Origin of the sequence: Microbacterium sp. 2MCAF23 (genome assembly GCF_052115565.1) — a bacterium.
Classification (GTDB): domain Bacteria; phylum Actinomycetota; class Actinomycetes; order Actinomycetales; family Microbacteriaceae; genus Microbacterium.
This window is the reverse complement of record NZ_JBFRGY010000021.1, coordinates 1-19,827: the sequence shown is the minus strand read 5'-3', so window position 1 is coordinate 19,827 and position 19,827 is coordinate 1. Positions and strand designations below refer to the sequence as shown.

General features: G+C 71.4%; 20 protein-coding genes. 9 read left to right on the top strand and 11 right to left on the bottom strand.

The window, feature by feature from the left end; translation table 11 throughout:
• Positions 1 to 245: 245 nt before the first annotated feature.
• Positions 246 to 1,397: a class I SAM-dependent methyltransferase gene (locus tag AB4078_RS18505; RefSeq protein WP_441978353.1), complete on the bottom strand. Its 1,152-nt coding sequence runs from the start codon at positions 1,395 to 1,397 to the stop codon at positions 246 to 248.
• Between the two features lie 195 nt (positions 1,398 to 1,592).
• Here AB4078_RS18505 and AB4078_RS18500 point away from each other — a divergent pair, with 195 nt between their 5' ends.
• Positions 1,593 to 3,578, top strand: a complete 1,986-nt coding sequence (locus AB4078_RS18500; RefSeq protein WP_441978352.1) for a DUF5107 domain-containing protein — start codon at positions 1,593 to 1,595, stop codon at positions 3,576 to 3,578.
• A 162-nt stretch (positions 3,579 to 3,740) separates the two neighbouring features.
• Here the strand turns inward: AB4078_RS18500 and AB4078_RS18495 are convergent, their stop codons facing one another.
• Positions 3,741 to 4,064 carry an ArsR/SmtB family transcription factor gene (locus AB4078_RS18495; RefSeq protein WP_440732900.1) on the bottom strand — a complete coding sequence of 108 codons (324 nt, stop codon included), beginning with the start codon at positions 4,062 to 4,064 and terminating at the stop codon, positions 3,741 to 3,743.
• 16 nt (positions 4,065 to 4,080) lie between these two features.
• Here AB4078_RS18495 and AB4078_RS18490 point away from each other — a divergent pair, with 16 nt between their 5' ends.
• Positions 4,081 to 4,575 (top strand): SRPBCC domain-containing protein, encoded by a 495-nt coding sequence (locus AB4078_RS18490; protein ID WP_441978351.1) that lies wholly within the window; start codon positions 4,081 to 4,083, stop codon positions 4,573 to 4,575.
• Between the two features lie 177 nt (positions 4,576 to 4,752).
• On the opposite strand, the gene AB4078_RS18485 is transcribed toward AB4078_RS18490, so the two are convergent.
• A complete protein-coding gene (locus AB4078_RS18485) occupies positions 4,753 to 5,517 on the bottom strand; it encodes a M15 family metallopeptidase (protein WP_441978350.1) in 765 nt (254 codons plus the stop codon).
• Positions 5,518 to 5,603: 86 nt separating this feature from the next.
• Here AB4078_RS18485 and AB4078_RS18480 point away from each other — a divergent pair, with 86 nt between their 5' ends.
• Together AB4078_RS18480 and AB4078_RS18475 are read left to right on the top strand one after the other, a co-directional pair.
• On the top strand, positions 5,604 to 6,353 hold the full coding sequence (locus AB4078_RS18480) for a response regulator transcription factor (protein ID WP_441978349.1): 750 nt from the start codon (positions 5,604 to 5,606) through the stop codon (positions 6,351 to 6,353).
• Positions 6,346 to 7,515, top strand: coding sequence for a sensor histidine kinase (locus tag AB4078_RS18475; RefSeq protein WP_441978348.1), 1,170 nt, complete (start codon positions 6,346 to 6,348; stop codon positions 7,513 to 7,515). The genes AB4078_RS18480 and AB4078_RS18475 overlap by 8 nt, the downstream gene beginning before the upstream one ends.
• Positions 7,516 to 7,544: 29 nt before the next feature.
• On the opposite strand, the gene AB4078_RS18470 is transcribed toward AB4078_RS18475, so the two are convergent.
• Positions 7,545 to 8,399 carry a helix-turn-helix transcriptional regulator gene (locus AB4078_RS18470; RefSeq protein ID WP_441978347.1) on the bottom strand — a complete coding sequence of 285 codons (855 nt, stop codon included), beginning with the start codon at positions 8,397 to 8,399 and terminating at the stop codon, positions 7,545 to 7,547.
• A 101-nt stretch (positions 8,400 to 8,500) separates the two neighbouring features.
• Between AB4078_RS18470 and AB4078_RS18465 the strand changes: the two genes are divergently transcribed.
• On the top strand, positions 8,501 to 9,262 hold the full coding sequence (locus AB4078_RS18465; protein WP_441978346.1) for an SDR family oxidoreductase: 762 nt from the start codon (positions 8,501 to 8,503) through the stop codon (positions 9,260 to 9,262).
• A gap of 52 nt (positions 9,263 to 9,314) precedes the next feature.
• Here AB4078_RS18465 and AB4078_RS18460 read toward each other — a convergent pair whose 3' ends face one another.
• Positions 9,315 to 9,803, bottom strand: coding sequence for a MarR family winged helix-turn-helix transcriptional regulator (locus AB4078_RS18460; protein ID WP_441978345.1), 489 nt, complete (start codon positions 9,801 to 9,803; stop codon positions 9,315 to 9,317).
• Positions 9,804 to 9,921: 118 nt separating this feature from the next.
• Here AB4078_RS18460 and AB4078_RS18455 point away from each other — a divergent pair, with 118 nt between their 5' ends.
• Positions 9,922 to 10,713 carry an SDR family NAD(P)-dependent oxidoreductase gene (locus AB4078_RS18455; protein WP_441978344.1) on the top strand — a complete coding sequence of 264 codons (792 nt, stop codon included), beginning with the start codon at positions 9,922 to 9,924 and terminating at the stop codon, positions 10,711 to 10,713.
• Between the two features lie 69 nt (positions 10,714 to 10,782).
• Here the strand turns inward: AB4078_RS18455 and AB4078_RS18450 are convergent, their stop codons facing one another.
• From AB4078_RS18450 to AB4078_RS18430, 5 genes are read right to left on the bottom strand one after another with little or no spacing between them, the layout of a single operon-like run.
• Entirely contained in the window at positions 10,783 to 11,559 is a 777-nt protein-coding gene (locus tag AB4078_RS18450; RefSeq protein ID WP_441978343.1) for a DeoR/GlpR family DNA-binding transcription regulator, read from the bottom strand.
• Between the two features lie 19 nt (positions 11,560 to 11,578).
• Positions 11,579 to 12,448, bottom strand: a complete 870-nt coding sequence (locus AB4078_RS18445; RefSeq protein WP_441978342.1) for a class II fructose-bisphosphate aldolase — start codon at positions 12,446 to 12,448, stop codon at positions 11,579 to 11,581.
• Positions 12,445 to 13,485 carry a 1-phosphofructokinase family hexose kinase gene (locus AB4078_RS18440; RefSeq protein ID WP_441978341.1) on the bottom strand — a complete coding sequence of 347 codons (1,041 nt, stop codon included), beginning with the start codon at positions 13,483 to 13,485 and terminating at the stop codon, positions 12,445 to 12,447. The genes AB4078_RS18445 and AB4078_RS18440 overlap by 4 nt, the downstream gene beginning before the upstream one ends.
• Positions 13,482 to 14,519, bottom strand: coding sequence for an ROK family protein (locus tag AB4078_RS18435; protein ID WP_441978340.1), 1,038 nt, complete (start codon positions 14,517 to 14,519; stop codon positions 13,482 to 13,484). The genes AB4078_RS18440 and AB4078_RS18435 overlap by 4 nt, the downstream gene beginning before the upstream one ends.
• A gap of 9 nt (positions 14,520 to 14,528) precedes the next feature.
• Entirely contained in the window at positions 14,529 to 15,443 is a 915-nt protein-coding gene (locus AB4078_RS18430) for an SIS domain-containing protein (protein WP_441978339.1), read from the bottom strand.
• A 256-nt stretch (positions 15,444 to 15,699) separates the two neighbouring features.
• On the opposite strand from AB4078_RS18430, the gene AB4078_RS18425 reads away from it, so the two are divergent.
• Positions 15,700 to 16,467 carry a histidine phosphatase family protein gene (locus tag AB4078_RS18425; RefSeq protein WP_441978338.1) on the top strand — a complete coding sequence of 256 codons (768 nt, stop codon included), beginning with the start codon at positions 15,700 to 15,702 and terminating at the stop codon, positions 16,465 to 16,467.
• 59 nt (positions 16,468 to 16,526) lie between these two features.
• Here AB4078_RS18425 and AB4078_RS18420 read toward each other — a convergent pair whose 3' ends face one another.
• Entirely contained in the window at positions 16,527 to 16,823 is a 297-nt protein-coding gene (locus tag AB4078_RS18420; RefSeq protein ID WP_440732883.1) for a chorismate mutase, read from the bottom strand.
• Between the two features lie 73 nt (positions 16,824 to 16,896).
• On the opposite strand from AB4078_RS18420, the gene AB4078_RS18415 reads away from it, so the two are divergent.
• Together AB4078_RS18415 and AB4078_RS18410 are read left to right on the top strand one after the other, a co-directional pair.
• Positions 16,897 to 18,141, top strand: coding sequence for an AI-2E family transporter (locus tag AB4078_RS18415; protein ID WP_440732882.1), 1,245 nt, complete (start codon positions 16,897 to 16,899; stop codon positions 18,139 to 18,141).
• 298 nt (positions 18,142 to 18,439) lie between these two features.
• The coding region (locus AB4078_RS18410) for a DUF222 domain-containing protein (protein ID WP_441978337.1) at positions 18,440 to 19,827 on the top strand (1,388 nt) is incomplete at its 3' end.

The window sequence follows — 19,827 nt, the reverse complement described above, 5'->3', positions numbered from 1 at the left end:
AGACCTGCCACCACCTCATCCACGACAACCACTGGGGCATCCGCATCGACGGCACCGGCACCCGCGCCAACGTCTGGTTCCTGCCCCCACCCGGCATCGGCGGACCACCCCGCCTCGGAGGACGCGCCCGCACCGAACACCTCGCCTGAGGCGTGGCCCCTGCGTTCGGATTGGCACGAGTCGCGCGGAGGCGCGCAGCACCCTCGAGCCGCCGTGACGCGCGTCGGACCGGGTCCGTCAGGCGGTCAGCGCCGCACGGACCGTGTGACCGTGAACTTCGGGGTGCGCGTGAGCTGGTCGGTCTCGCCGACCGCGGCGGCGAGCGCGCGACGGTGGTCGAGGTGCGAGTTGAACACGGTCCATACTTCGCCGCCGGGACGGAGCAGCCGCGCGGCCGCGTCGATGAGCCGGCGTCCTGCCCTTTCATGGACGCTGGCGCCGAGGTGGAACGGCGGGTTCAGCAGCACGAGGTCGACGGATCCGTCCGGGATCTCGGATCCGGCGTCGTCGAGCGTCACGGTCACCCTGTCGGCGATGCCGTTAGCCGCCATCGTGGCGCGGGTCGACTGCACCGCCGCGGCGGAACGGTCGGTGGCGACGACGTGCGCACTCGGCACCCCGAGGGCCAGCGCCGCGGCGAGCGCGCCGGTGCCGCAGCCGAGGTCGACGGCGGTCAACCCCTCCCGTGCGGCCAGGGCGGCGAGCTCCGGAGCCCGCTCGCGCATCACGTTCAGCAGCACCCGGGTGCCGATGTCGATGCGGTCGCCGGCGAACGCCCCGCCGTGCGCGCACAGCGTGAGCCCGAACTCAGGATGCGTCGTCGACACCGGGAACGGCAGGCCCGAAAGCACCGGCTGCGGATCCGCCGCGACGATCAGGCGCGACTTCCGCTCCGCACGCTGCGGCTGCACCCGCCCGAAGAACCGGGCGAGCACGTCGTTCTGCGCCAGGGTCATGTGCTTCACGCGTCCGCCGGCGAGCAGCGTGACGTCGGGCGCCGCCCAGCGCGCCACCGCATCCGCGATCTCCTCGAGCTCGGCGAGCCCCTTCGGCAGCTGCAGCAGCACGAGCCGCGCGTCGCGCAGCAGCTCGGCGTCGAGTTCGTGCGCAGCGAAGCCCGCCGCCCCGAGTTCGGCCGCATTGCGGGCCAGTGCCCGGCGCCCCGTCACCAGATCCTGGTGCACCCGCACGCCGTCCAGGCCCGCAGTGAGGAGAGGCAGCGTGAGCGCGCCGTATCCGTCGCCGATCACGGCGATCGCGGATCCGTCGATCCCGTGCTCCGCAGCGACGACCTGTGCCGCGTCGACGAGGAGCTCATCCGTCGCGTCCCACGCCTGCAGGTTCGGTGCCTCCACGTCGGGGAACCGGCGCAGGCGGGCGTACGGGAACTCGGGCACCCGCTCAGCGTACGCGGGCGCTCCCACCCGATCCCGCCGCAGCCGGCATCGTACGTGGGGGCTCCACCTTCGAGTCGTCCCCCTGAGCACGGTCCATAGGTCGTACTGGAGGGGACGACTCGAAGATGGAAGCCGAGGCGGATCCGGATCCGATTCCTTCCCGGCGCACAGCCCCGGCGTGGATACTGGGGAACGATGAGCGCAACGTTGACCGTCACCCAGGTCGTCCTCCCCACCGCCCCCGTCGGATCCGCGAACCCCCTCCCCGCGATCGCCGCCATGCCCCAGGCGCCGTACGAGGCCACGACCGAGGGGCTGCCTGCCGAGATGGCGGCAAACATCCGGTACGGGCAGGTCTCGTCGATCCATCCGTACCTGCTGCAGGACGGCTACGACCGCGAGCGCACGCCCGCCCCGATGCGCATCGCCGTGCTGGAGAACGAACAGCTGCGCGCGGAGTTCGCCCTCGACCTGGGCGGTCGGCTCGTGCGGCTGTTCGACAAGACCACGGGCCGCGACCTCGTGTACCGAAACGCCATTCTGCAGCCGGCGAACCTCGCCCTGCGCGACGCGTGGTTCTCCGGCGGCGCGGAGTGGAACATCGGCATGCGCGGGCATTGGCCGCTGACCTGTGCCCCGCTGTACGCCGCCGAGATCACGGGCGCCGACGGCGAGCCGATTCTGCGGATGTGGGAGTACGAGCGCGTGCGCGGACTGATCCTGCAGCTCGACGCGACGCTCGAGGGCGCCGCGCTGCATGTGCGGGTGCGGGTGCGCAACCCGCGTGAGCGCGAGACCGGCATGTACTGGTGGACCAACATCGCCGTCGCGCAGACCGAGGGCAGCCGGGTGTTCGCACCGGCGACACACGCCTACATGACCGGCTACGACGGCACGCTCGGCCGGGTGGACTTGACGGAGACGGATCCGCGGTTCCCCGCGTCCGCGCCCGCCGCCGCGGACTACTTCTTCGACCTCGCGCCCAGCCTCGCGGCGGACGCCGTTCCGGGCGCACCGGCTCCGCGCCCCTGGATCGCCGCGATCGACGCCGACGGGTCCGGACTCGCGCACGTCTCGACGGCACCGCTGATCGGCCGCAAGCTGTTCGTCTGGGGCGACACCCCGGGCGGGCGCCACTGGTGCGACTGGCTCGGCGGCGATACCGGCGCCTACTTCGAGATCCAGGCCGGGCTCGCCGCCACCCAGTACGAGCATCTGCGCATGCCCGGCGGCGCCACGTGGGAGTGGACCGAGACGTTCCTGCCGCTGGCGCTTTCGGATCCGACCCTCGACGGATCCTGGAACGAGGACGTCGCCGTCGTCGGCGCCCAGGTGCTGCAGGCGGCGGAGGCCGCCGGATCCGCCGGCATCGCCCGGCTCGAAGCCGCTGCCGAGATCTCTCCGGATGCGCTGCTGTCGGTGGGGTCGCCCTGGGGTGCGCTCGAGCAGGAGCTCGCCGCGCGGGCGGGCTCGACGTTCGCGTCCCTGCCCGGAGTGCGGTTCGTGCGCGACGGGGACGAGGGCGCGTACTGGGCCTTCCTGCTCGACGGCACCCCCGGTTCGACCGACCCGACTGCGGGAGTCACGGAACCGGATCCGTCCGTCGCCCCAGCCTCCTATGTCACCGGAGACGAGTGGGACCACCTCCTCGCCGAGGCCCCCTCGACCTGGCTGACGCACTATCACCGCGCCACCATCGCGCATGCGCGCGGCGAGCACGGCACCGCGATCTCGCACTACGAGGCATCGCTGCGGCATCGACGCAGTGCCTGGGCGCTGCGCGGGCTCGGCCTCGCCCTGCGCCAATCCGACGGCGGCTCCGCGGCGCAGGAGCAGGGCATCAGCCGGCTCGCCGAGGCGCGCGAACTCGCCCCCGACCTCGTGCCGCTCGCGCTCGAACTCGCCGAAACGCTGCTCTCCGATGGGCGCGCCGATGAGGCGCGCACCCTGGTCGAGACGCTGCCCGCCGCGCTGCGCACGCTCGGGCGGTTCCGCGTCGTGGAGATCCGCGCCGCCCTCGCCACCGGAGACACCGACGCGGCAGGTCGGATCCTCGAGGAGCGCTTCGAGGTGCCGAACCTCCGCGAGGGCGAATTGAGCATGTCGGCCCTGTGGCACGAGGCGTTCCCCGGCCGTCCGGTGCCGGCCTGGTACGACTTCGAGATGGCGCCGGAGGGCTGAAGGATCCGAGACCGCGTCACGTCTCCCCCGGGTCGTTGAGCGAGGACGCGAAGCGACCGAGTCGAAACGCGGCCCGCTCCGTTTCGTCTCGCTCGACCTCCGGCCGTGCTCGCTCAACGACCCCACAGAGGCGACTCGGTCAACGGCTCGGCCGTCGCCGCATCAGCCTCGGTCGAGGTCGTCCAGCAGCTGGACGGCGGCCGCGGCGTAAGCGCCGATCCAGCGGTCGTGGATCCGCTTGATCGGCAGCGGGGCGAGTGTGAGGTGCCGCTCCCTGCCCTCGCGACGGCCGATCACGAGCTCGGCGCGCTCGAGCACCTTCAGGTGCTGCAGCACGGTAGTGCGGTCGAGCTCGGGGAAGCACGCGCACAGCTCACCCGTCGTTCGCGGCGCCGCGCGCAAGGCGTCGAGCATCCGGCGGCGGACGGGAGCGGCGAGCGCCTTGAAGACCAGATCGTCGTCCTCGGTTCCCTCCCCCGCATTCATGTTGTAATCTTACAACATGTCTCAGATCGAAATCGCTGCGGACATGGCTCCGCTCACAGAACTGTCCTTCTCCGTCTCTGGCCGCGTCTCCCGTCCGCCGGCGGAGGTCTACGAGGCGGTCGCCGATCCGGCGCAGCTCTCGCACTACTTCACCACCGGCGGAGCCCGGGGCCGTCTCGAACCCGGCGCCGACGTGACCTGGGACTTCGCCGACTTCCCCGGACGCTTCCCCGTCGTGGTGGTCGAGGCGAAGGCTCCGGAGCGCATCGTGATCGAGTGGGCGGCCGCGCCCGGCAGCAACGACACCGGCACCACCCGCACGGTGTTCGCCTTCGCCCCGATCGATGACGGCGCACGCACCCTCGTCACCATCACCGAGTCGACGTGGCGCGCGACCTCGGGCGGTGCGAAGAGCGCCTTCGGCAACTGCGAGGGCTGGACCGGCATGCTCGCGGCGCTCAAGGCCTGGCTCGAGCACGGCATCAACCTGCGCGACGGCTTCTACAAGTAATCCGCCCCGGCAACCAGGCCGCGCCACGTTCGACGAGCGCCACGTTCGCCGGCCACCCCATCCGTCTCGGACTCCACCCCGCTCGCTGGTCGCAGATTGCGGGTTTCATGTGCTCAGAACCGCAATCTGCGACCAGTGAACAGAGGGAGGGCGGCGGATCCGCGCCGCCCGGCCCGATCAGCCCCGCATCCGGGGATCCTCGGTCGGATCGCGGTACATCGTCGGGCAGCCCTCGTCGATCGCGGACGGGTTCAGCTCGAAATGCCAGGCCTCGTTGTCGTACGTGCGGCACAGCCCGAATTGCGCGCCATGGCGGTTCAGCCAGTCCGCGGCGTCGTACGGGGCGATGTCGACCGCCTGACCCTTGACGTGCAGCGACGTCTCCGGGGTGCCGACCCACCGCGACGCCTCGGCCTCGGATCCATAGGTGCGCACGGCATCGCGCAGCAGCCAGGCCTGGTACGCCTTCGAGCGCCAGCCGCTCGCCACCCGCAGCTCGAGCCCGTCCTCCTCGGCCCCGGCGAGCGCCTGCCCCAGCGCCTCGCGCAGAGCGGGTTCCAGCTTCGCGACCGCGGGCACATCGTCCGACAGCGCCACCGAGTCACCGTCCGCGAGGTAGCCGTCCTCTGCGGTCGGCATGCCGCCGCTGCGTGCGGACGGGGATCCGTCGTCGCCCGCGGCTACCGGCCCCGGATAGTCGGGCCGCGCGGTGACGGCCGCCGTGATCACCGCGGCCGCGGTGCCGGCGCCCAGCAGTGCGAGCACCGCCAGCGTGGCGAAGAACCGGAACAGCGGCCGGTGCCGCCGGGGCGCCCTCGACGCCGGGTGCCGCGGTGCAGGCATCCGTTCCGCCGTACGCCGTGCGTCGGCGTCGGGCTCCCGGTGCAGGATCCATTCCGGCGCGGATCCGGGTCGCAGAGGAGCAGAGGTGTTCGTGTCCATGCCTCCACTCCATCGAGGCGGACGTTGTGCTCCCGTTCGCGTTTTCGCATACACCCGCGATATGCCGGTGTGCTTAGGCTTCTGGCATGCGCGTGCTGATCGTCGAGGACGAACCCACCCTGGCCGGAGCGGTCCGAGACGGGTTGCGCCTCGCGGCGATCGCCGCGGACACCGCCGGAGACGGGCACGTCGCCCTGGAGCTGCTGGACATCAACGCCTACGACGTGGCTGTGCTCGACCGGGACATCCCGGGCCCGAGCGGCGATGACATCGCGCAGGCGATCGTCGCGTCCGGATCCGGCCTGCCGATCCTCATGCTCACGGCCGCCGATCGCCTCGACGACAAGGCCACCGGCTTCGAGCTCGGCGCCGACGACTACCTGACCAAGCCGTTCGAGATGCGCGAGCTGATCCTTCGGATCAGGGCGCTGGCCCGGCGCGCCCCGCGGTCGACGCCGCCGGTGCACGAGCTGGCCGGCATCCGGCTCGACCCGTTCCGCCGCGAGGTGTACCGCGACGGCCGCTACGTCGCCCTCACGCGCAAGCAGTTCGCGGTGCTGCAGGTGCTCGTCGAGGCCGGCGGAGGCGTGATCAGCGCCGAGGAGCTGCTCGAGCGCGCCTGGGACGAGAACGCGGATCCGTTCACGAACGCGGTGCGCATCACCGTCTCGGCGCTGCGCAAGCGGCTCGGGGAGCCGTGGGTGATCCTCACCGTGCCGGGGGTCGGCTACCGGATCGATGTCGACGGGGATGCCTCCGGCGAGTCGGATGCGGAGGCGGTCGACGAGACGACCACCGAGGACGCGACGCTGCCGGGACGGACGGGGAATGCCTGACGCGCCGCCGAGCCCCGAGGTTCCGCCGACGCCTGCACTCCCGCCGAGCCCCGCGCTCCCGCCGCGCCCCGCCAGGGCGGGCGGACTGTCGGTGCGCTGGCGCCTCACACTCAGCTACGTCGCGCTCGTCGCCGTGGCGGGCGCCGTGCTGCTCGGCGTCGTCGCGCTGTGGCTCCTGCGCTACGTGCCCGACGGCACGGTCTACAACACCGACCCGATCGCCGGTACGAGCTGGGCGCCGAACCGGACGGACATCATCCGCGCGTTCGTGCCTCCGGCCACCTGGGCGCTGGTCGCCCTCATCGGCGTGAGCGTGCTCGGCGGCTGGCTCCTGGCCGGGCGCGTGCTGCGACCGCTCGCGATCATGGCCGATACCGCGCGCACGGTGGGCGGCGGGGACATGAGCGCCCGGATCGCGCTGCCGGGCGGGGACGACGAGTTCCGTCGCCTGGCCGACGTGTTCGACGGGATGCTCGACCGGATCCAGCACGACATGGAGCGCGAACGCCGGTTCGCGGCGAGCGCGTCGCATGAGCTGCGCACCCCGCTCGCGATCACCCGCGCGCTGCTCGACGTCGCCGACGCCGATCCGGATCCGGATGTCCCGCAGCTGCTCGTGCGCCTCCGCGCCGCGAACGAACGGGCCATCGCGCTGACCGAGGCGCTGCTGCTGCTCGCGCGGCTGGACGCCCGCCCACCGGCACGCACCCCGGTCGACCTCTCGCTCGCTGCGGAGGGCGCGGTCGAACTGCTGCACGAGGTCGCCGCCTCCCACGACGTCCGGCTCGACGTGGTCGGTGATCCGGTCATCGTGCACGGGGACGCGGCGCTGCTCGACCAGCTCGCACTGAACCTCGTGCAGAACGCGCTCGTGCACAACCTTCACTCCGGCGGATCCGCGACCGTGCGCACGGTTAGCCTCGGTGGTCAGGGGGCGCTCGTCGTGGAGAACACCGGCGAGCAGCTCGACCCGGCCGTGGTCGCGACCCTGGTCGAGCCGTTCCAGCGCGGCGCCGGGCGCACGCGGGACGGCGCGCACGGCGGATCCGGACTGGGCCTGGCGATCGCGGGCTCGATCGTCGAGGTGCTGGGCGGATCCCTCGTCCTGACCGCACGGCCGGAGGGCGGCCTTCGCGTCGAGGCGACGTTCCCGCTGGCCTGAGCCGACAGGTCCGTCGTGGGCCGGAGGGGTCAGCGCTGCTCGTCCGCCGGCTCGAAGCGTTGCGCGCCGATCACGGACAGCAGCTGCAGCTTCTGCCAGCCGTCGCTGCGCGGCGGTGCGGTGAGCACGAGCAAGGCCTGCGACTGGTCCTCGGTGAAGAGCGCCTGGCAGTCGAGCTCGATGGGCCCGAGTTCGGGGTGCACCAGGGTCTTGTGATCCTCGAACCGGACAGCGACCTCTTGCCGATCCCAGAGCTCGACGAACTCGGGGCTCTCCGCCTGTAGCGCCCGCACGAGCTCGCCCGCCCGTGACCGCATCCCCATCGCGCCGTATGCGGCGCGCAGCCCCGCGACCTGGGCGCGGGCGTGCCGCGCGTGATCGGCCTCCGGATACACCGCTCGCGCAGCCGGATCCGTGAACCAGCGATAGACGTCGCTGCGCGCGAGCCCCGTGCGCTCGGAGGGGTCGCCGAGAAGAGCCTGCGCCATCCGGTTGGCCACGAGCGTCTCGCCCAGGTTCGAGAGGATGAGCGCGGGGGTGTCGTCCAGACGGTCGAGCACCCGCAGCAGGGCCGGGGCGACGTGCGGCAGCGTGCTCTGCCGGTCGGGCGCCGAGTGGCCGGCCGTGCGGAACAGGTAGTCGCGTTCGTCGGCCGTGAGCCGCAGTGCGCGCGCGAGCGCGGCCAGCATCTGCTCGCTCGGCTGGGGACCGCGGCGCTGCTCGAGCCGCGTGTAGTAGTCGACGGACATACCGGTGAGCTGGGCGACCTCCTCGCGGCGCAGGCCCGGCGCGCGACGGCGCGCGCCCGCGTGCAGTCCGACGTCACCGGGGTGCAGCGACTCCCTGCGGCGGCGCAGGAAGTCAGCGAGGGCGATGCGGTCCATGGATCCATTGTCGGGCGAGGACGGATCCGCAACCAGGGATCGCGGATCCCCCGATCATGCGGTCTCTTATGGCCGTGCCGGATCGCGCCGAGCCTGGGGTCATGAACATCTCCGGAAACACCGTCTTCATCCCCGGCGCGACGAGCGGCATCGGCCTCGCGCTCGCCCTGCGCCTGCAGGCCGCGGGCAACACCGTCATCATCGGAGGGCGCCGTGCCGAGCTCCTCGCGCAGCTCGCCGCCGAGCACGGCTTCGGCACCGTACGCATCGACACCGCCGATCCCGTCAGCATCAGGACGGCCGTCGCAGAGCTCGTCACGACGCATCCCGAGCTCAACGTCCTCGTCGCGATGGCCGGCATCATGCGGGTCGAGGACTGGCACAGCGACGGCTTCCTCGCCGACGCGGAGGAGATCGTGACGACAAACCTGCTGGGTCCGATCCGCCTCATCACAGCGCTCATCGAACATCTGCAGAGCCGCCCCGACGCGACGATCGTCACCGTCTCCAGCGGTCTCGCGCACACCCCGCTACGGGTCACGCCTACCTACAACGCGACCAAGGCCGCGATCCACATGCTGTCGGAGTCGATCCGGCTGCAGCTCGCCGGCACGAGCGTCTCCGTGCTCGAACTCGTTCCGCCCGCCGTCGCGACCGAGCTCCTGCCCGGTCAGAGCGAGAGCCCGTTCGCGATGCCGCTCGACGACTTCGCCGACGAGACGATGGCCCTCATCGCGGCCCAGCCCGACGCGCACGAGATCCTCGTGGAGAACGTGAAGCTGCTCCGCTTCGGCGAGGTGCGCGGCGACTATGCGCAGACGGTCGCGACCCTGAACCGCCTGGATCCGCACGGCAACGCCTGAGCACCTCCATGTCTCTGGGGCTGCCGGCCTTCGGCAGCCCCAGGGCGCGTCGTCAACTCGAGGGGGTCCAGACCGGGTCGGGGGCGATGGCCGCCGAGATCCGCCGGCTGGCGACGCCGAGCTGTCGCGCCTGGGCGGGGGTGAGGACGTCGAAGACCAGGCTGTCGACGAGCGCCTCATGACCCGGGGTCGCCTGCTGGACCTTCGCGTGCCCGTCCTCGGACAGCACGGCGAGCGTGAACCGCCCATCCGTCTGGTCGATGACGCGCCGGACCCAACCGCGCTGCTCGAGTCGCGAGACCGCCCGCGAGAGCCGGGAGAGCGTGCAGCTCGCGAACCCGGCGAGCACGCTCAACCGCAGTGATCGCCCCTCCGCCGCGTCGAGCGCATAGAGGATCCCGAATTCGAAGTGTGTCAGGCCGCTGTCCCGCTGCAGTTGGGCGTCGAGCGCCGCAGGGAGGCGCTCCAAGAGCGTGGCGACGGACGCCCAGATCTCGGGCTTCGTCAGCGGCTTCGCGGAGGATCTCGTGGGCTCGGACACGAGGTCAGGATACCTCGAACAGAGCAATCTGACTTGCCCAAGCAACTGAATCCGCGTAGGTTGACTTTCCCAAGCAAGTGATGCGGCGATATCGACGCCGTCCGGAACGGAGCGCGAGATGGACCTGGAACTGCAGGGCAGGACGGCCCTCGTCAGTGGATCGACCCAGGGCATCGGCTACGCCATCGCCTCCGCCCTCACCGCCGAAGGGGCGGAGGTCATGATCAACGGGCGCACCACGGCCGCCGTCGATGCGGCCGTCTCACGATTGCGCGCAGAACATCCGGGAGCGCGTCCGAGGGGGATCGCCGCGGACCTCGCCGACCCTGAGGAGACCTCCCGGCTGCTCGGAGAAGCCGGCGAGGTCGATGTCCTGGTGAACAACGTCGGCCTGTTCGGGCTCGCACCTTTCGGTGACATCGCCGACGAGGACTGGCAGCGGTACTTCGACGTCAACGTCATGAGCGGTGTCCGGCTCTCCCGGGCGCTCCTGCCGGGGATGCTGCACCGCGGCTGGGGACGTGTCGTGTTCATCGCCAGCGAGTCCGGCGTCAACGTGCCCGCCGACATGATCCACTACGGCACCACCAAGGCTGCGATGCTCGCCCTCGCCAACGGTCTGGCCAAGCTCACCCGCGGCACAGGCGTCACCGTCAACAGCATCCTCGGCGGCCCGACCTACTCCGACGGCGTCGAGGCGGCCGTCGCACAGCTCGCCGCCGCCCAGGGCGCTCCGGTCGAGGCGGTCAAGGCTGCGGTCATCGCGCAGAATCGCACGACCCTGCTCGAGCGCTTCATCGACCCCGCGGAGATCGCGAGCCTCGTCGCCTACCTCGCCAGCCCCCGCTCCTCGGCGACCAACGGGTCGGCCGTGCGTGCCGATGGCGGGGTGCTGACCACGACGCTCTGACCTGTCCGCGCCTGGACTCCCGGCTGCAGCCGGCGGATGACGGACGACGACCTGCGGACCGGATCCGGATCAGTCCGCCAGCACGACCTCGAAGCCGGCGTCGCCCAGGGCGCTCCGATCGTCCGGCGCGATGCCGTCGTCGGTGAGCAGCGTGGGGAACAGGTCGGATCCGCCGACCGCGGCGAACGCCGAGGCGCCGATCTTCGACGAGTCGGCGACGATCACCGCACGCCGGGCGCGGCTCGCCATCATGCGGTTCACGGCCGCCTCGCGCTCGTCGTGCGTGCTCGCCATGCCCTCCAGGGACACGGCGTTCACGCCGATGAAGGCGATGTCCAGCGCGATGCCCGCGAGCAGCTGCTCCACGAACGGCCCCACCAGCTCGTAGCTGCGGGAGTGGATCACACCGCCGGTGACCACGACCTTGATGTCGGGGCGCGTGGCGAGCTGGGCGGCGATGTTCACGGCGTTGGTGACGACGGTGAGGCCGTGCTCGGCGAGATCTTCGCGGGCCGTGAGCGCCGTCGCGATCGCGGTCGTGGTGGTGCCCCCGGAGAGGCCGACGACGGCGCCGGGCGAGACGAGCGCCGCGGCGGCCTCTGCGATGCGCTCCTTCTGCGAGGTGCGCTGGTGGCTCTTGTAGCGCACCGGCAGCTCATACGCGACGGACTGCGCCACCGCCCCGCCGTGGGTGCGGGTGAGCAGGCGCCGCTCGGACAGGCTGTCCAGGTCGCGGCGGATCGTCGCTGCGGAGGCGTCGAAGCGCTCGGCGAGCTCCTCCACCGAGACGTCGCCGTGGACGGCGAGCAGATCGAGGATCGCGGTGAGGCGATTGGCGCGATTCATGTGCAGGCTCCGGATCCGGTCAGGATGCGTCCTGTCCAGCGAACAGGCGCAGCAGACGCGCGGCCTCGCCGGCGACAGCATCACGGGCGGGAGCGACGTACTTGCGGGAGTCCACGAGGCGCGGATCCGCCTCCAGTCTCTCCCGGATCGCGCGGGTGAAGAACCCGTTCAGGTGCGTGGAGACGTTGATCTTCGTCATGCCCGCGCGTACCGCGGCGGCGATCACGTCATCCGGCACGCCGCTGGATCCATGCAGCACGAGCGGCACGTCTACTCCGTCCTCTCCCGCGCCGCGCATGGCCTCGCGCAGACGCGCGATGAGGTCGAGGTCCAGCGCCGCCGTACGATCGGTCATCGCGTGCGAGGATCCGACGGCTACGGCGAGGGCGTCGACGCCGGTCTCGGCGACGAAGGCGCGCGCCTCCTGCGGGTCCGTGCGGACACCCGGGGCGTGCGCGCCGTCCTTGCCGCCGACCTCGCCCAGCTCGCCCTCGACGTACACCTCGGCAGCGTGCGCGCGCTCGACGACCTGTGCGGTGAGCGCGACGTTCTCGGCGTAGTCGAGCGCGCCGCCGTCGAACATGACGGATCCGAACCCGAGCGCGATGGCCTCGTCGACGAGCTCGGGCCGCTCGGCATGGTCGAGGTGCACCGCGACCGGCGTGGCCGCACGCCGGGCCGCCGCGAGAGTGGCCAGCGCGATCGGCTCGAGTCCGCCGTGGTAGTCGGCGCAGTTCTGCGAGATCTGCAGGATCACGGGCAGCTCGGCCTGGGCCGACGCGACCACCAGCGCCTCGGCCGTCTCCAGGTGGATCACGTTGAAGGCGCCGACGCCGGTACCGCGGCGGGCCGCATCGTGCACGAGGTCGCGGGCGGAGACGAGGGTCATCGGGGTGTCCTTTCGGCGGACGGTCGGCTCAGCGCCGTCAAGGGCGGGCTATCGACGATCAGGGCGGATTCGAGCTCGGGCCACGACGAGTGGATCTCACCCGCGACCGGCATCAGCACGGCCGCGGCCGACCACGCGGTGGCGCGGCGCAGCAGCGCCGTGGACTTTTTCTCCCCCTGCGCCATCAGCACGGCGCACGCGGCGACGGCGGCGTCGCCTGCGCCGGTCGGGTTGCCGGCGAGGGGCGCAGCGAGGCGGGCGCGCACGACCTCGTCCGAGGTGACGGCCAGCATCCCGTCCGCCCCGCGGGAGAGCAGGACCAGCTTCGCGCCGCGGTGCAGCAGCTCGCACGCCCCGGCGATGGGATCGGTGAGACCGGTGGCCTCGGCGAGCTCCGCCGCGTTGGGCTTGAGCACGGTCGCACCGGCATCGGCCGCGGCCAGGAGCGCCGGCCCCGACGTGTCGGCGATGACGATCGCCCCGGCGTCGCGGCCGATCCGGATGAGCGACGGGAGCAGGTCGTCGGGAGCGCCGGGAGGAAGGGATCCGGAGAGGACGAGGACGGGCTTGATCTTCTTCGTGCCGACGGGAGCAGTCGCACCGGCATCCGCGGATCCCGATCCTTCGACGGCATCGCGGACGGAGCGCCCGGTCGCCAGCGCCCGGACGACTGCGGCCTTCAGCGCATCCCACTCGTCCGCCGTCGGGTTCACACCGCGCTCGTTCACGATCGTGGTGTCGCCGAGGTGCTCGTCGACGAGCGCGACGCTGCGGCGGGTCGCCGCCTGCACCGGGACCAGTTCGTGCGGGATCGAGGTCGAAGCCAGCTCGGCGGCGAACTCGTCGCCGGTCGGTCCACCCGCAGTGGCCAGCGCGAGCACGGCGGCGCCCTGCGCGTGCGCCACCCGGGCCACGTTCAGGCCCTTGCCGCCCGCGCGAGCGACACCGGTGTCCGCGCGATGGGTACCTCCGGGCACGATCCGCTCGACATGCCAGGTGAGATCCAGCGCCGGGTTCGGCGTGACGGTGACGATCATGCGAGGCTCCTCGCGTGCAGCGCCGCACCCAGGATCCCGGCGTTGCCGAGCAGCTGCGCGGGAACCAGATCCGGGATGCGGTGGAAGCTGAGCCGGGCCCGCAGGCGCGCGCGCAGCTCGTCGAACAGTGCTCCGCCCGCCCGCGAGAGCCCGCCGCCGATGATGACGGCCTGCGGCGCGACGACCGCGGTGAGCTGCGCGAGCGACAGGGCGAGGGCGTCGAGCGCCTCGTTCCAGACCGCGGCGGCGGCCTCGTCGCCCGCGGCGGCGAGAGCGATGACCTCCTTCGCCCCGTCCACGGCGTTGCCGGTGCGGGCGGTGTAACGCCGGGCGATGGCTCCCGCCGACGCGATGGCCTCGAGGCAGCCGCGTGCGCCGCACGGACACACCGGCTCGTCGGCGACCGGGGAGTGGCCCACCTCGCCGGCGTATCCGCCGGAGGTGAAGGGCACGCCGCCCAGCAGCAGGGCGCCGGCGATCCCGGTGCCGATGATCAGCACGATCGAGTTCGGATAGGGACGCGCGCCGCCGAGCACGTGCTCGGCCCAGCCGCCGGTGCGCACGTCGTGGTCGAACGCGACGGGCAGGCCGAATGCCTCCTCCGCGAGGGCGCGGATCGGCGCGTCCCTCCAGCCCATATTGCTGGCGAACACGCCGATGCCGGCGACCTCGTCGACGATGCCGGGCACGACCAGCCCCACCGCGACCGGCTCCACCGCGGGATGCTCCTCGCGCAGCTGCGCGCCGAGCTCGACCAGCCGGGCGATCAGCCGCTCCGGGAGGTCGGGACCCGGATCCGGCGTCGGCGTGCGACGCAGACCGAGCATGACGCCGTGGGCGTCGAACAGGGCCGACTTGATGTCGGTACCGCCCACGTCGAACGCGAGCACGGCGGATCCGGCGCCGAGCTCCGCCGCCTGCGCGAGGGGATCTCCCGAGGCATTGGTGAGCACGTCGGGCACCGCACGGGCGGCCTCGGCCGCGTCATGCGCGCGGGGGACGTTCACCGCGACGCCGTCGCCAGGGGTGGTCATCGCCGGCTCTCAGTCCTCGAGGATGACCGAACGGGTGAGGTTGCGCGGCTCGTCGGGATTGAGCCCCTTGGCCAGCGCGCGGTCGAGCGCCACACGGTGCAGCCGCACGAGGTCGGCCAGCGGGTCGATCGGGTGCTGCACCCAGCGTCCACCGGTGGCGGCGACCTGCGCGTCCAGCCCATCGGGTGCGGCGCCGAACTGCCACGTGATGCGGCCGGGTGCGGCGATCGCGATCGGGCCGTGGCGGTAATCCATCGACGGGTACGACTCGGTCCACGACTGCGACGACTCGCGCATCTTCAGGGCCGCCTCGTGCGCGAGGCCGATCGTCCAGCCGCGGCCGAGGAAGGTGTACTGGTCGGCGTCCGCGAGGGTCGGATCCACGTCGGCGAGCGCGGTGCGGGCATCGGCGATGGCCCCGGTGAGATCTTCGCCGAGCGAGGCGCGGAACAGCGCGAGCGCGGTGGTCGCGAAGCGGGTCTGCACGACGGACTGCTCGTCGGCGAACGGCAGCAGGATCGCGTCGTCCACCATGCCCACCAGCGGCGAGGTCTCGTCGCCGATCACGCCGATGATGCGCGGAGCGGATCCGGATCCCTTGAGCTCGTCGACCAGCTCGAGCACCTCGGTGGTCGTTCCGGAGCGGGTCAGGGCGACAACCGCGTCATAGCCGCGATCCATGAACGCCTCGCTCGCGGCGTAGGCGTCGGTGATGCCGAAGCCCGCACGCTCGCGCAGCGCGGCGTAGGACTGGGCCACGAACCAGGACGTACCGCAGCCGACCACGGCGACGCGCTCGCCCTTCGCCGGCAGCAGGGCCTGCTCGGCCGTCATGCCCGCCGCGCGCGCCCACATCTCGGGCTGCGAGTCGAGCTCGGTGCGCATGTGAGCGCCGGGGGCGAGGTTCTCGTTCGGGTCGGTCATGCGTCCTCCTCGGCGGTTACGGTCGACGCTGAGTGCGTGACCGTGATCGATCTTACGCTAAAACAATCACTTTCCGTCACGCATTGTTCCGGACCGCCCAGGCTCCGCACCCCTGCCGCCTGCACCAAGCATGCACGCCTTGATCGCCGCTCCGCCGGATCCGTTGTCACTTCGAAACCTGAATGTCACTAGGCTTTCAGGATCCAAATCCTTAACGACGTAAGGCTTTTGGATTCCATCCATCGAAGGAGATGACATGCCCGATCTGTCCCGCCGTACTGCCCTGCTCTCGCTCGGAGGCGCCGCCCTCGCCGGCACGATCGCCGTCGCCGGGGCCGCCGCCCCCGCGAACGCCGCTCCCACAGGCGCGCAGCCGCACCGTACGGTCACCGTCTACCTGGTCCGCCACGGCCGGACCTGGCTGAACCAGGCCGGCCGCGTGCAGGGCTGGTCCGACTCCCCGCTCACCGACGCGGGTGTCGCGACCGCGGCGAACGTCGGCCGCAACCTCGCGGCGGACATCGGCGGGTTCGACGCCGCATACTCCGCCGACATGACCCGCCATTTCCAGACTGCGAGCGGGATCCTCGCCGCCGCGGGCTCCGCGCTCGTCCCGACCCGGGTCGCCGGCCTGCGCGAGGTCTCCTACGGAGGCTGGGAGGGGGAGAAGCAGTCGGTCGTGTACCCGCAGCTCGCCGCCGCGGGACCACTGGACACCCTGGAGCACATCATCGACGCCTTCGTCGCGAGCAACCCCGACAAGACGCTGCCCGCCGAGACCTGGGCGCAGGTCGCCGCCCGCATGAACGACGCGCTCACCACTGCGGCCACCGATCGCACGATGCCCATGCGCCACGGCGGCAAGATCCTCGCCGTCTCCAGCGGCATGTCGATCACCTGTCTGCTGGAATCGCTCGGCGCCGAGGTGCCGGGGCCGCTCGAGAACGGCGCGGTGAACGTCCTCACCTACGCACAGGGGGCATGGACCGTGCAGTCCGTCAACGACACGAGCTACGCGGGCTGAGCTTCACGCACCGAGGCCACCGGCCGAGCACGTCGTACGCCCGCTGCGACGACGTCGCGTCAGCGCGATCCGGCGGCCTCGGTGTGGTGGCGGATGACTTCCGCGACGACGAAGTTGAACCATTTCTCCGCGAACTCGGGATCCAGATGCGCCTCCTCGGCGAGAGCGCGCAGGCGAGCGACCTGTTGCTCCTCACGGCCCGGATCCGATGCCGGCATGTCGTGCTCGGCCTTGAGCACGCCCACCTGCTGTGTGCACCGGAACCGCTCCGCGAGCATGAAGATGAGGGCGGCGTCGATGTTGTCGATGCTGGCGCGCAGTCGCAGCAGTTCGGTGCGGGGATCAGCGTCGGACATGGGGGCTCCTCACCGAGCGGCGGACGGGCGGACCCTCCGACGATAACGCGTCGCCGCCCTCTACAGTGAAGCCATGACCCGCGAAGAGCGCACCCCCGAGGAAGCGGCGGATGACGCCGCCGCGATGGCCGCCGGCACGGCCGCGACCGGGAGTACCGCGACCGCGACCGTCGCCCCGACCGACGAGGTCGGCGCGGACGCCGACGCCGGCATCGCCCCGGCCAGGTACATCGAGGCAGCGCCCCCTCGCGCCTCGTTCTGGACCCGCATCGACAAGCCGTTCCGGTTCGGCTTCCTCGCCACCGTCGGCGGCCTCCTCGCCATCCTGCTCGGCCTGTCGCTCGGCAGCCTGTCGACCGTGCTCATCTACATCGCGTTCGCGCTGTTCGCCGCGCTCGGCCTCGACCCCGCCGTGCGCTGGCTCGAGCGGCACGGGCTGAGCCGCGCCTGGTCCGTCGTCTCCGTCATCGTGGCGCTCGCACTCGTGCTCGTCGTCATCGTGCTCGCGATCCTGCCGACCGTCATCGACCAGATCGCGACGTTCGTCACCGGGATCCCCGGCACGATCCGCAACTTCACGCACACCACGTTCTACGCATGGCTCGAGGGGCAGTTCGGGGTGGGTCTCACGGATCTCGTCACCGAGGTGCAGAAGTTCCTCAGCGATCCGACCCGGATCGCCCAGATCGGCGGCGGCGCGCTGCAGATCGGCACCGGGATCGCGACCGGCATCGCAACGGGCATCTCGGGCGGGCTGATCGTGCTCGTGCTGACCCTCTACTTCCTCGCGACCCTCCCCTCGATGAAGTCGGGACTGCTGCGGCTGGCGCCGGCCCGCGACCGCAAGGGCATCGACCGCATCAGCGAGCAGATCATCGAGTCCGTCGGCGGCTACGTGATGGGCATGGTGGGCCTCGCGTTCATCAACGCCGTGATCGTGTTCCTGCTGTACCTCGTGCTCGGGCTGCCGTTCCCGCCGCTCATGGCGACGGTCGCATTCCTCATCACGCTGATCCCACTCGTCGGTTCCGTGATGTTCTGGATCATCGGCACCGGCATCGCGCTGTTCACCTCACCGCTCATGGCGCTGATCTTCGCCGCGGTCTACGTCGTCTACATGCAGTTCGAGGCATACGTCATCACCCCGCGCGTGATGAGCAAGGCGATCTCGATCCCCGGCTCGCTCGTGGTGATCGGCGCTCTCGTCGGCGGCACGCTCCTCGGACTGCTCGGCGCCCTCATCGCCGTGCCCGTGACCGCCTCGATCCTGATCATCATCAAGCAGGTGTGGATCCCCCGTCAGGACGGGCGGATCTAGCGGATCCGGGATGGCGCGCCGCGGTTTCCGCGGGGGCAGCCTTGCCTGGCGCCGCATCGGCCCAGCTCGGCTCGGCATCGTCCGAGGGTTGCGTGCGCGAATGGGTTCGCTGTGGTGATGAGTCGGAATCGGGCGCTCTTCATCTGGTTGTGTCCGGGTTTTGCTCACCTCGACCACGAGGCGCGACGGGGGGTGCGTTTGACCGGCTCCGAGTCGTGACGCATTTGTGATTTTTTCCCCGGCCTGATCTGGTTCTTTCAGGGTCTGGAATGTCGGTGGCCCCGGGTTGAATGGGGGTATGACGAGCTCGACCGGCACGGTTCTGGATCCCGGGGTGGACCCGGTGGATCCTGTCGCTGTGCTGGCCGCGCTCGTGGACGGGTTGGCGACGACCGAGGCGACGATCACCCGCCTGCAGGCGTTGAAGGAAGCGCACCTGGCCGTCGCGCACCGCCTCGCGGAGGACCTCGCCGCCGCGGACGGTGCGTCCGGGGTGCGGGGTGAGTCAGTGGATCTCGCCGCCCGCAGTGTCGCGGCGGAACTCGCGGCGGTGCTGCACATGTCCGACCGGGTCGTGCAGGGGCGGATGGTGCGGGCCGCGGAACTGATGACCCGATTCCCGGCCACGATGCAGGCGTTCACCGACGCGAGGATCAACGCCGCGCATGCGCGGGTGATCCAGGACGCCGGGGCCCGGCTGGACGATCAGGTGCGGGCGGAGTTCGAACGGGCGGCGGTCGCGGCGTGCGAGGGGGAGACGCCGCATCGGGCCAAGCGGATCGTGGAGCGCGTTGCGGAACGGCTCGCACCCCGGTCGCTGACCGACCGGCACCGGGACGCGCAGGAGAAGCGCACCGTGTGGCGGGAAGACTTGGGTGACGGGCAGAAGATGCTTGGTCTGATCCACGCCGCCGCTGTGATCGATGGGATCTACGACCGGCTCAGCCAGCAGGCCTGGGCCGTGCAGACGGCGAACGCCCAGGCGGCGAAAGGCGCCGCGGGTCGTGGAGCCGACGCCGACGAGGGGCGCAGGGCGGACGCTGACATGCGGGGTGATCCGGCCGATGACCGCACCATCGACCAGCTCCGCGCCGACCTGTGCGCGGATACCCTCCTCACGGGTGCCCCGTCCGGACATGACACCCCAGATGGGCTGCTCGGAGGGCTCCAGGCACGGGTCGAAGTCACGATCCCGGTGGTCACGGCGATGGCCGCGGACAGGGCTGGCGCACGCGAGCACAAGTCAGGGACGGGCGCGGGCACCGACACCACGGGTGCGGGCCTCGACTCCGCGTTCGGCGTCCGTGTCGAGCAGCCCGCCGAACTCGCCGGCGGACAGCCCATCGACACCGACACCGCCCGGATCCTCGCCGGTAACGCCGTCGCCTGGGAACGCGTGCTCACCCACCCCATCACCGGGGCGATCCTCGCCGTCGACCACTACCGCCCCAACGCCGACCTGCGACGGCTCCTGCACGCCAGAGACTCCCGGTGTCGATTCCCGACCTGCGGACTCCCACCCACTGCCCAAGACCTCGACCACACCATCGACGCCGCCTACGGCGGCGCCACCGAAGAAGGCAACCTCGGCGGACTCTGCCGACGTCACCACGTCTTGAAGCACCAGACCGCGTGGACCGTGAAACAAAAAGGCGCGGGCGTCCTGGAATGGACCAGCCCCAGCGG

What these genes read in the sequence shown, in the direction of transcription:
- AB4078_RS18475 (WP_441978348.1), top strand. Translation starts at nt 6,346, where the DNA reads ATGCCTGACGCGCCGCCGAGCCCCGAGGTTCCGCCGACGCCTGCACTC.
- AB4078_RS18485 (WP_441978350.1), bottom strand. Translation starts at nt 5,517, where the DNA reads ATGGACACGAACACCTCTGCTCCTCTGCGACCCGGATCCGCGCCGGAA.
- AB4078_RS18480 (WP_441978349.1), top strand. Translation starts at nt 5,604, where the DNA reads ATGCGCGTGCTGATCGTCGAGGACGAACCCACCCTGGCCGGAGCGGTC.
- AB4078_RS18495 (WP_440732900.1), bottom strand. Translation starts at nt 4,064, where the DNA reads ATGAATGCGGGGGAGGGAACCGAGGACGACGATCTGGTCTTCAAGGCG.
- AB4078_RS18470 (WP_441978347.1), bottom strand. Translation starts at nt 8,399, where the DNA reads ATGGACCGCATCGCCCTCGCTGACTTCCTGCGCCGCCGCAGGGAGTCG.
- AB4078_RS18490 (WP_441978351.1), top strand. Translation starts at nt 4,081, where the DNA reads ATGTCTCAGATCGAAATCGCTGCGGACATGGCTCCGCTCACAGAACTG.
- AB4078_RS18500 (WP_441978352.1), top strand. Translation starts at nt 1,593, where the DNA reads ATGAGCGCAACGTTGACCGTCACCCAGGTCGTCCTCCCCACCGCCCCC.
- AB4078_RS18440 (WP_441978341.1), bottom strand. Translation starts at nt 13,485, where the DNA reads ATGATCGTCACCGTCACGCCGAACCCGGCGCTGGATCTCACCTGGCAT.
- AB4078_RS18455 (WP_441978344.1), top strand. Translation starts at nt 9,922, where the DNA reads ATGGACCTGGAACTGCAGGGCAGGACGGCCCTCGTCAGTGGATCGACC.
- AB4078_RS18450 (WP_441978343.1), bottom strand. Translation starts at nt 11,559, where the DNA reads ATGAATCGCGCCAATCGCCTCACCGCGATCCTCGATCTGCTCGCCGTC.
- AB4078_RS18420 (WP_440732883.1), bottom strand. Translation starts at nt 16,823, where the DNA reads ATGTCCGACGCTGATCCCCGCACCGAACTGCTGCGACTGCGCGCCAGC.
- AB4078_RS18430 (WP_441978339.1), bottom strand. Translation starts at nt 15,443, where the DNA reads ATGACCGACCCGAACGAGAACCTCGCCCCCGGCGCTCACATGCGCACC.
- AB4078_RS18465 (WP_441978346.1), top strand. Translation starts at nt 8,501, where the DNA reads ATGAACATCTCCGGAAACACCGTCTTCATCCCCGGCGCGACGAGCGGC.
- AB4078_RS18425 (WP_441978338.1), top strand. Translation starts at nt 15,700, where the DNA reads ATGCCCGATCTGTCCCGCCGTACTGCCCTGCTCTCGCTCGGAGGCGCC.
- AB4078_RS18445 (WP_441978342.1), bottom strand. Translation starts at nt 12,448, where the DNA reads ATGACCCTCGTCTCCGCCCGCGACCTCGTGCACGATGCGGCCCGCCGC.
- AB4078_RS18435 (WP_441978340.1), bottom strand. Translation starts at nt 14,519, where the DNA reads ATGACCACCCCTGGCGACGGCGTCGCGGTGAACGTCCCCCGCGCGCAT.
- AB4078_RS18415 (WP_440732882.1), top strand. Translation starts at nt 16,897, where the DNA reads ATGACCCGCGAAGAGCGCACCCCCGAGGAAGCGGCGGATGACGCCGCC.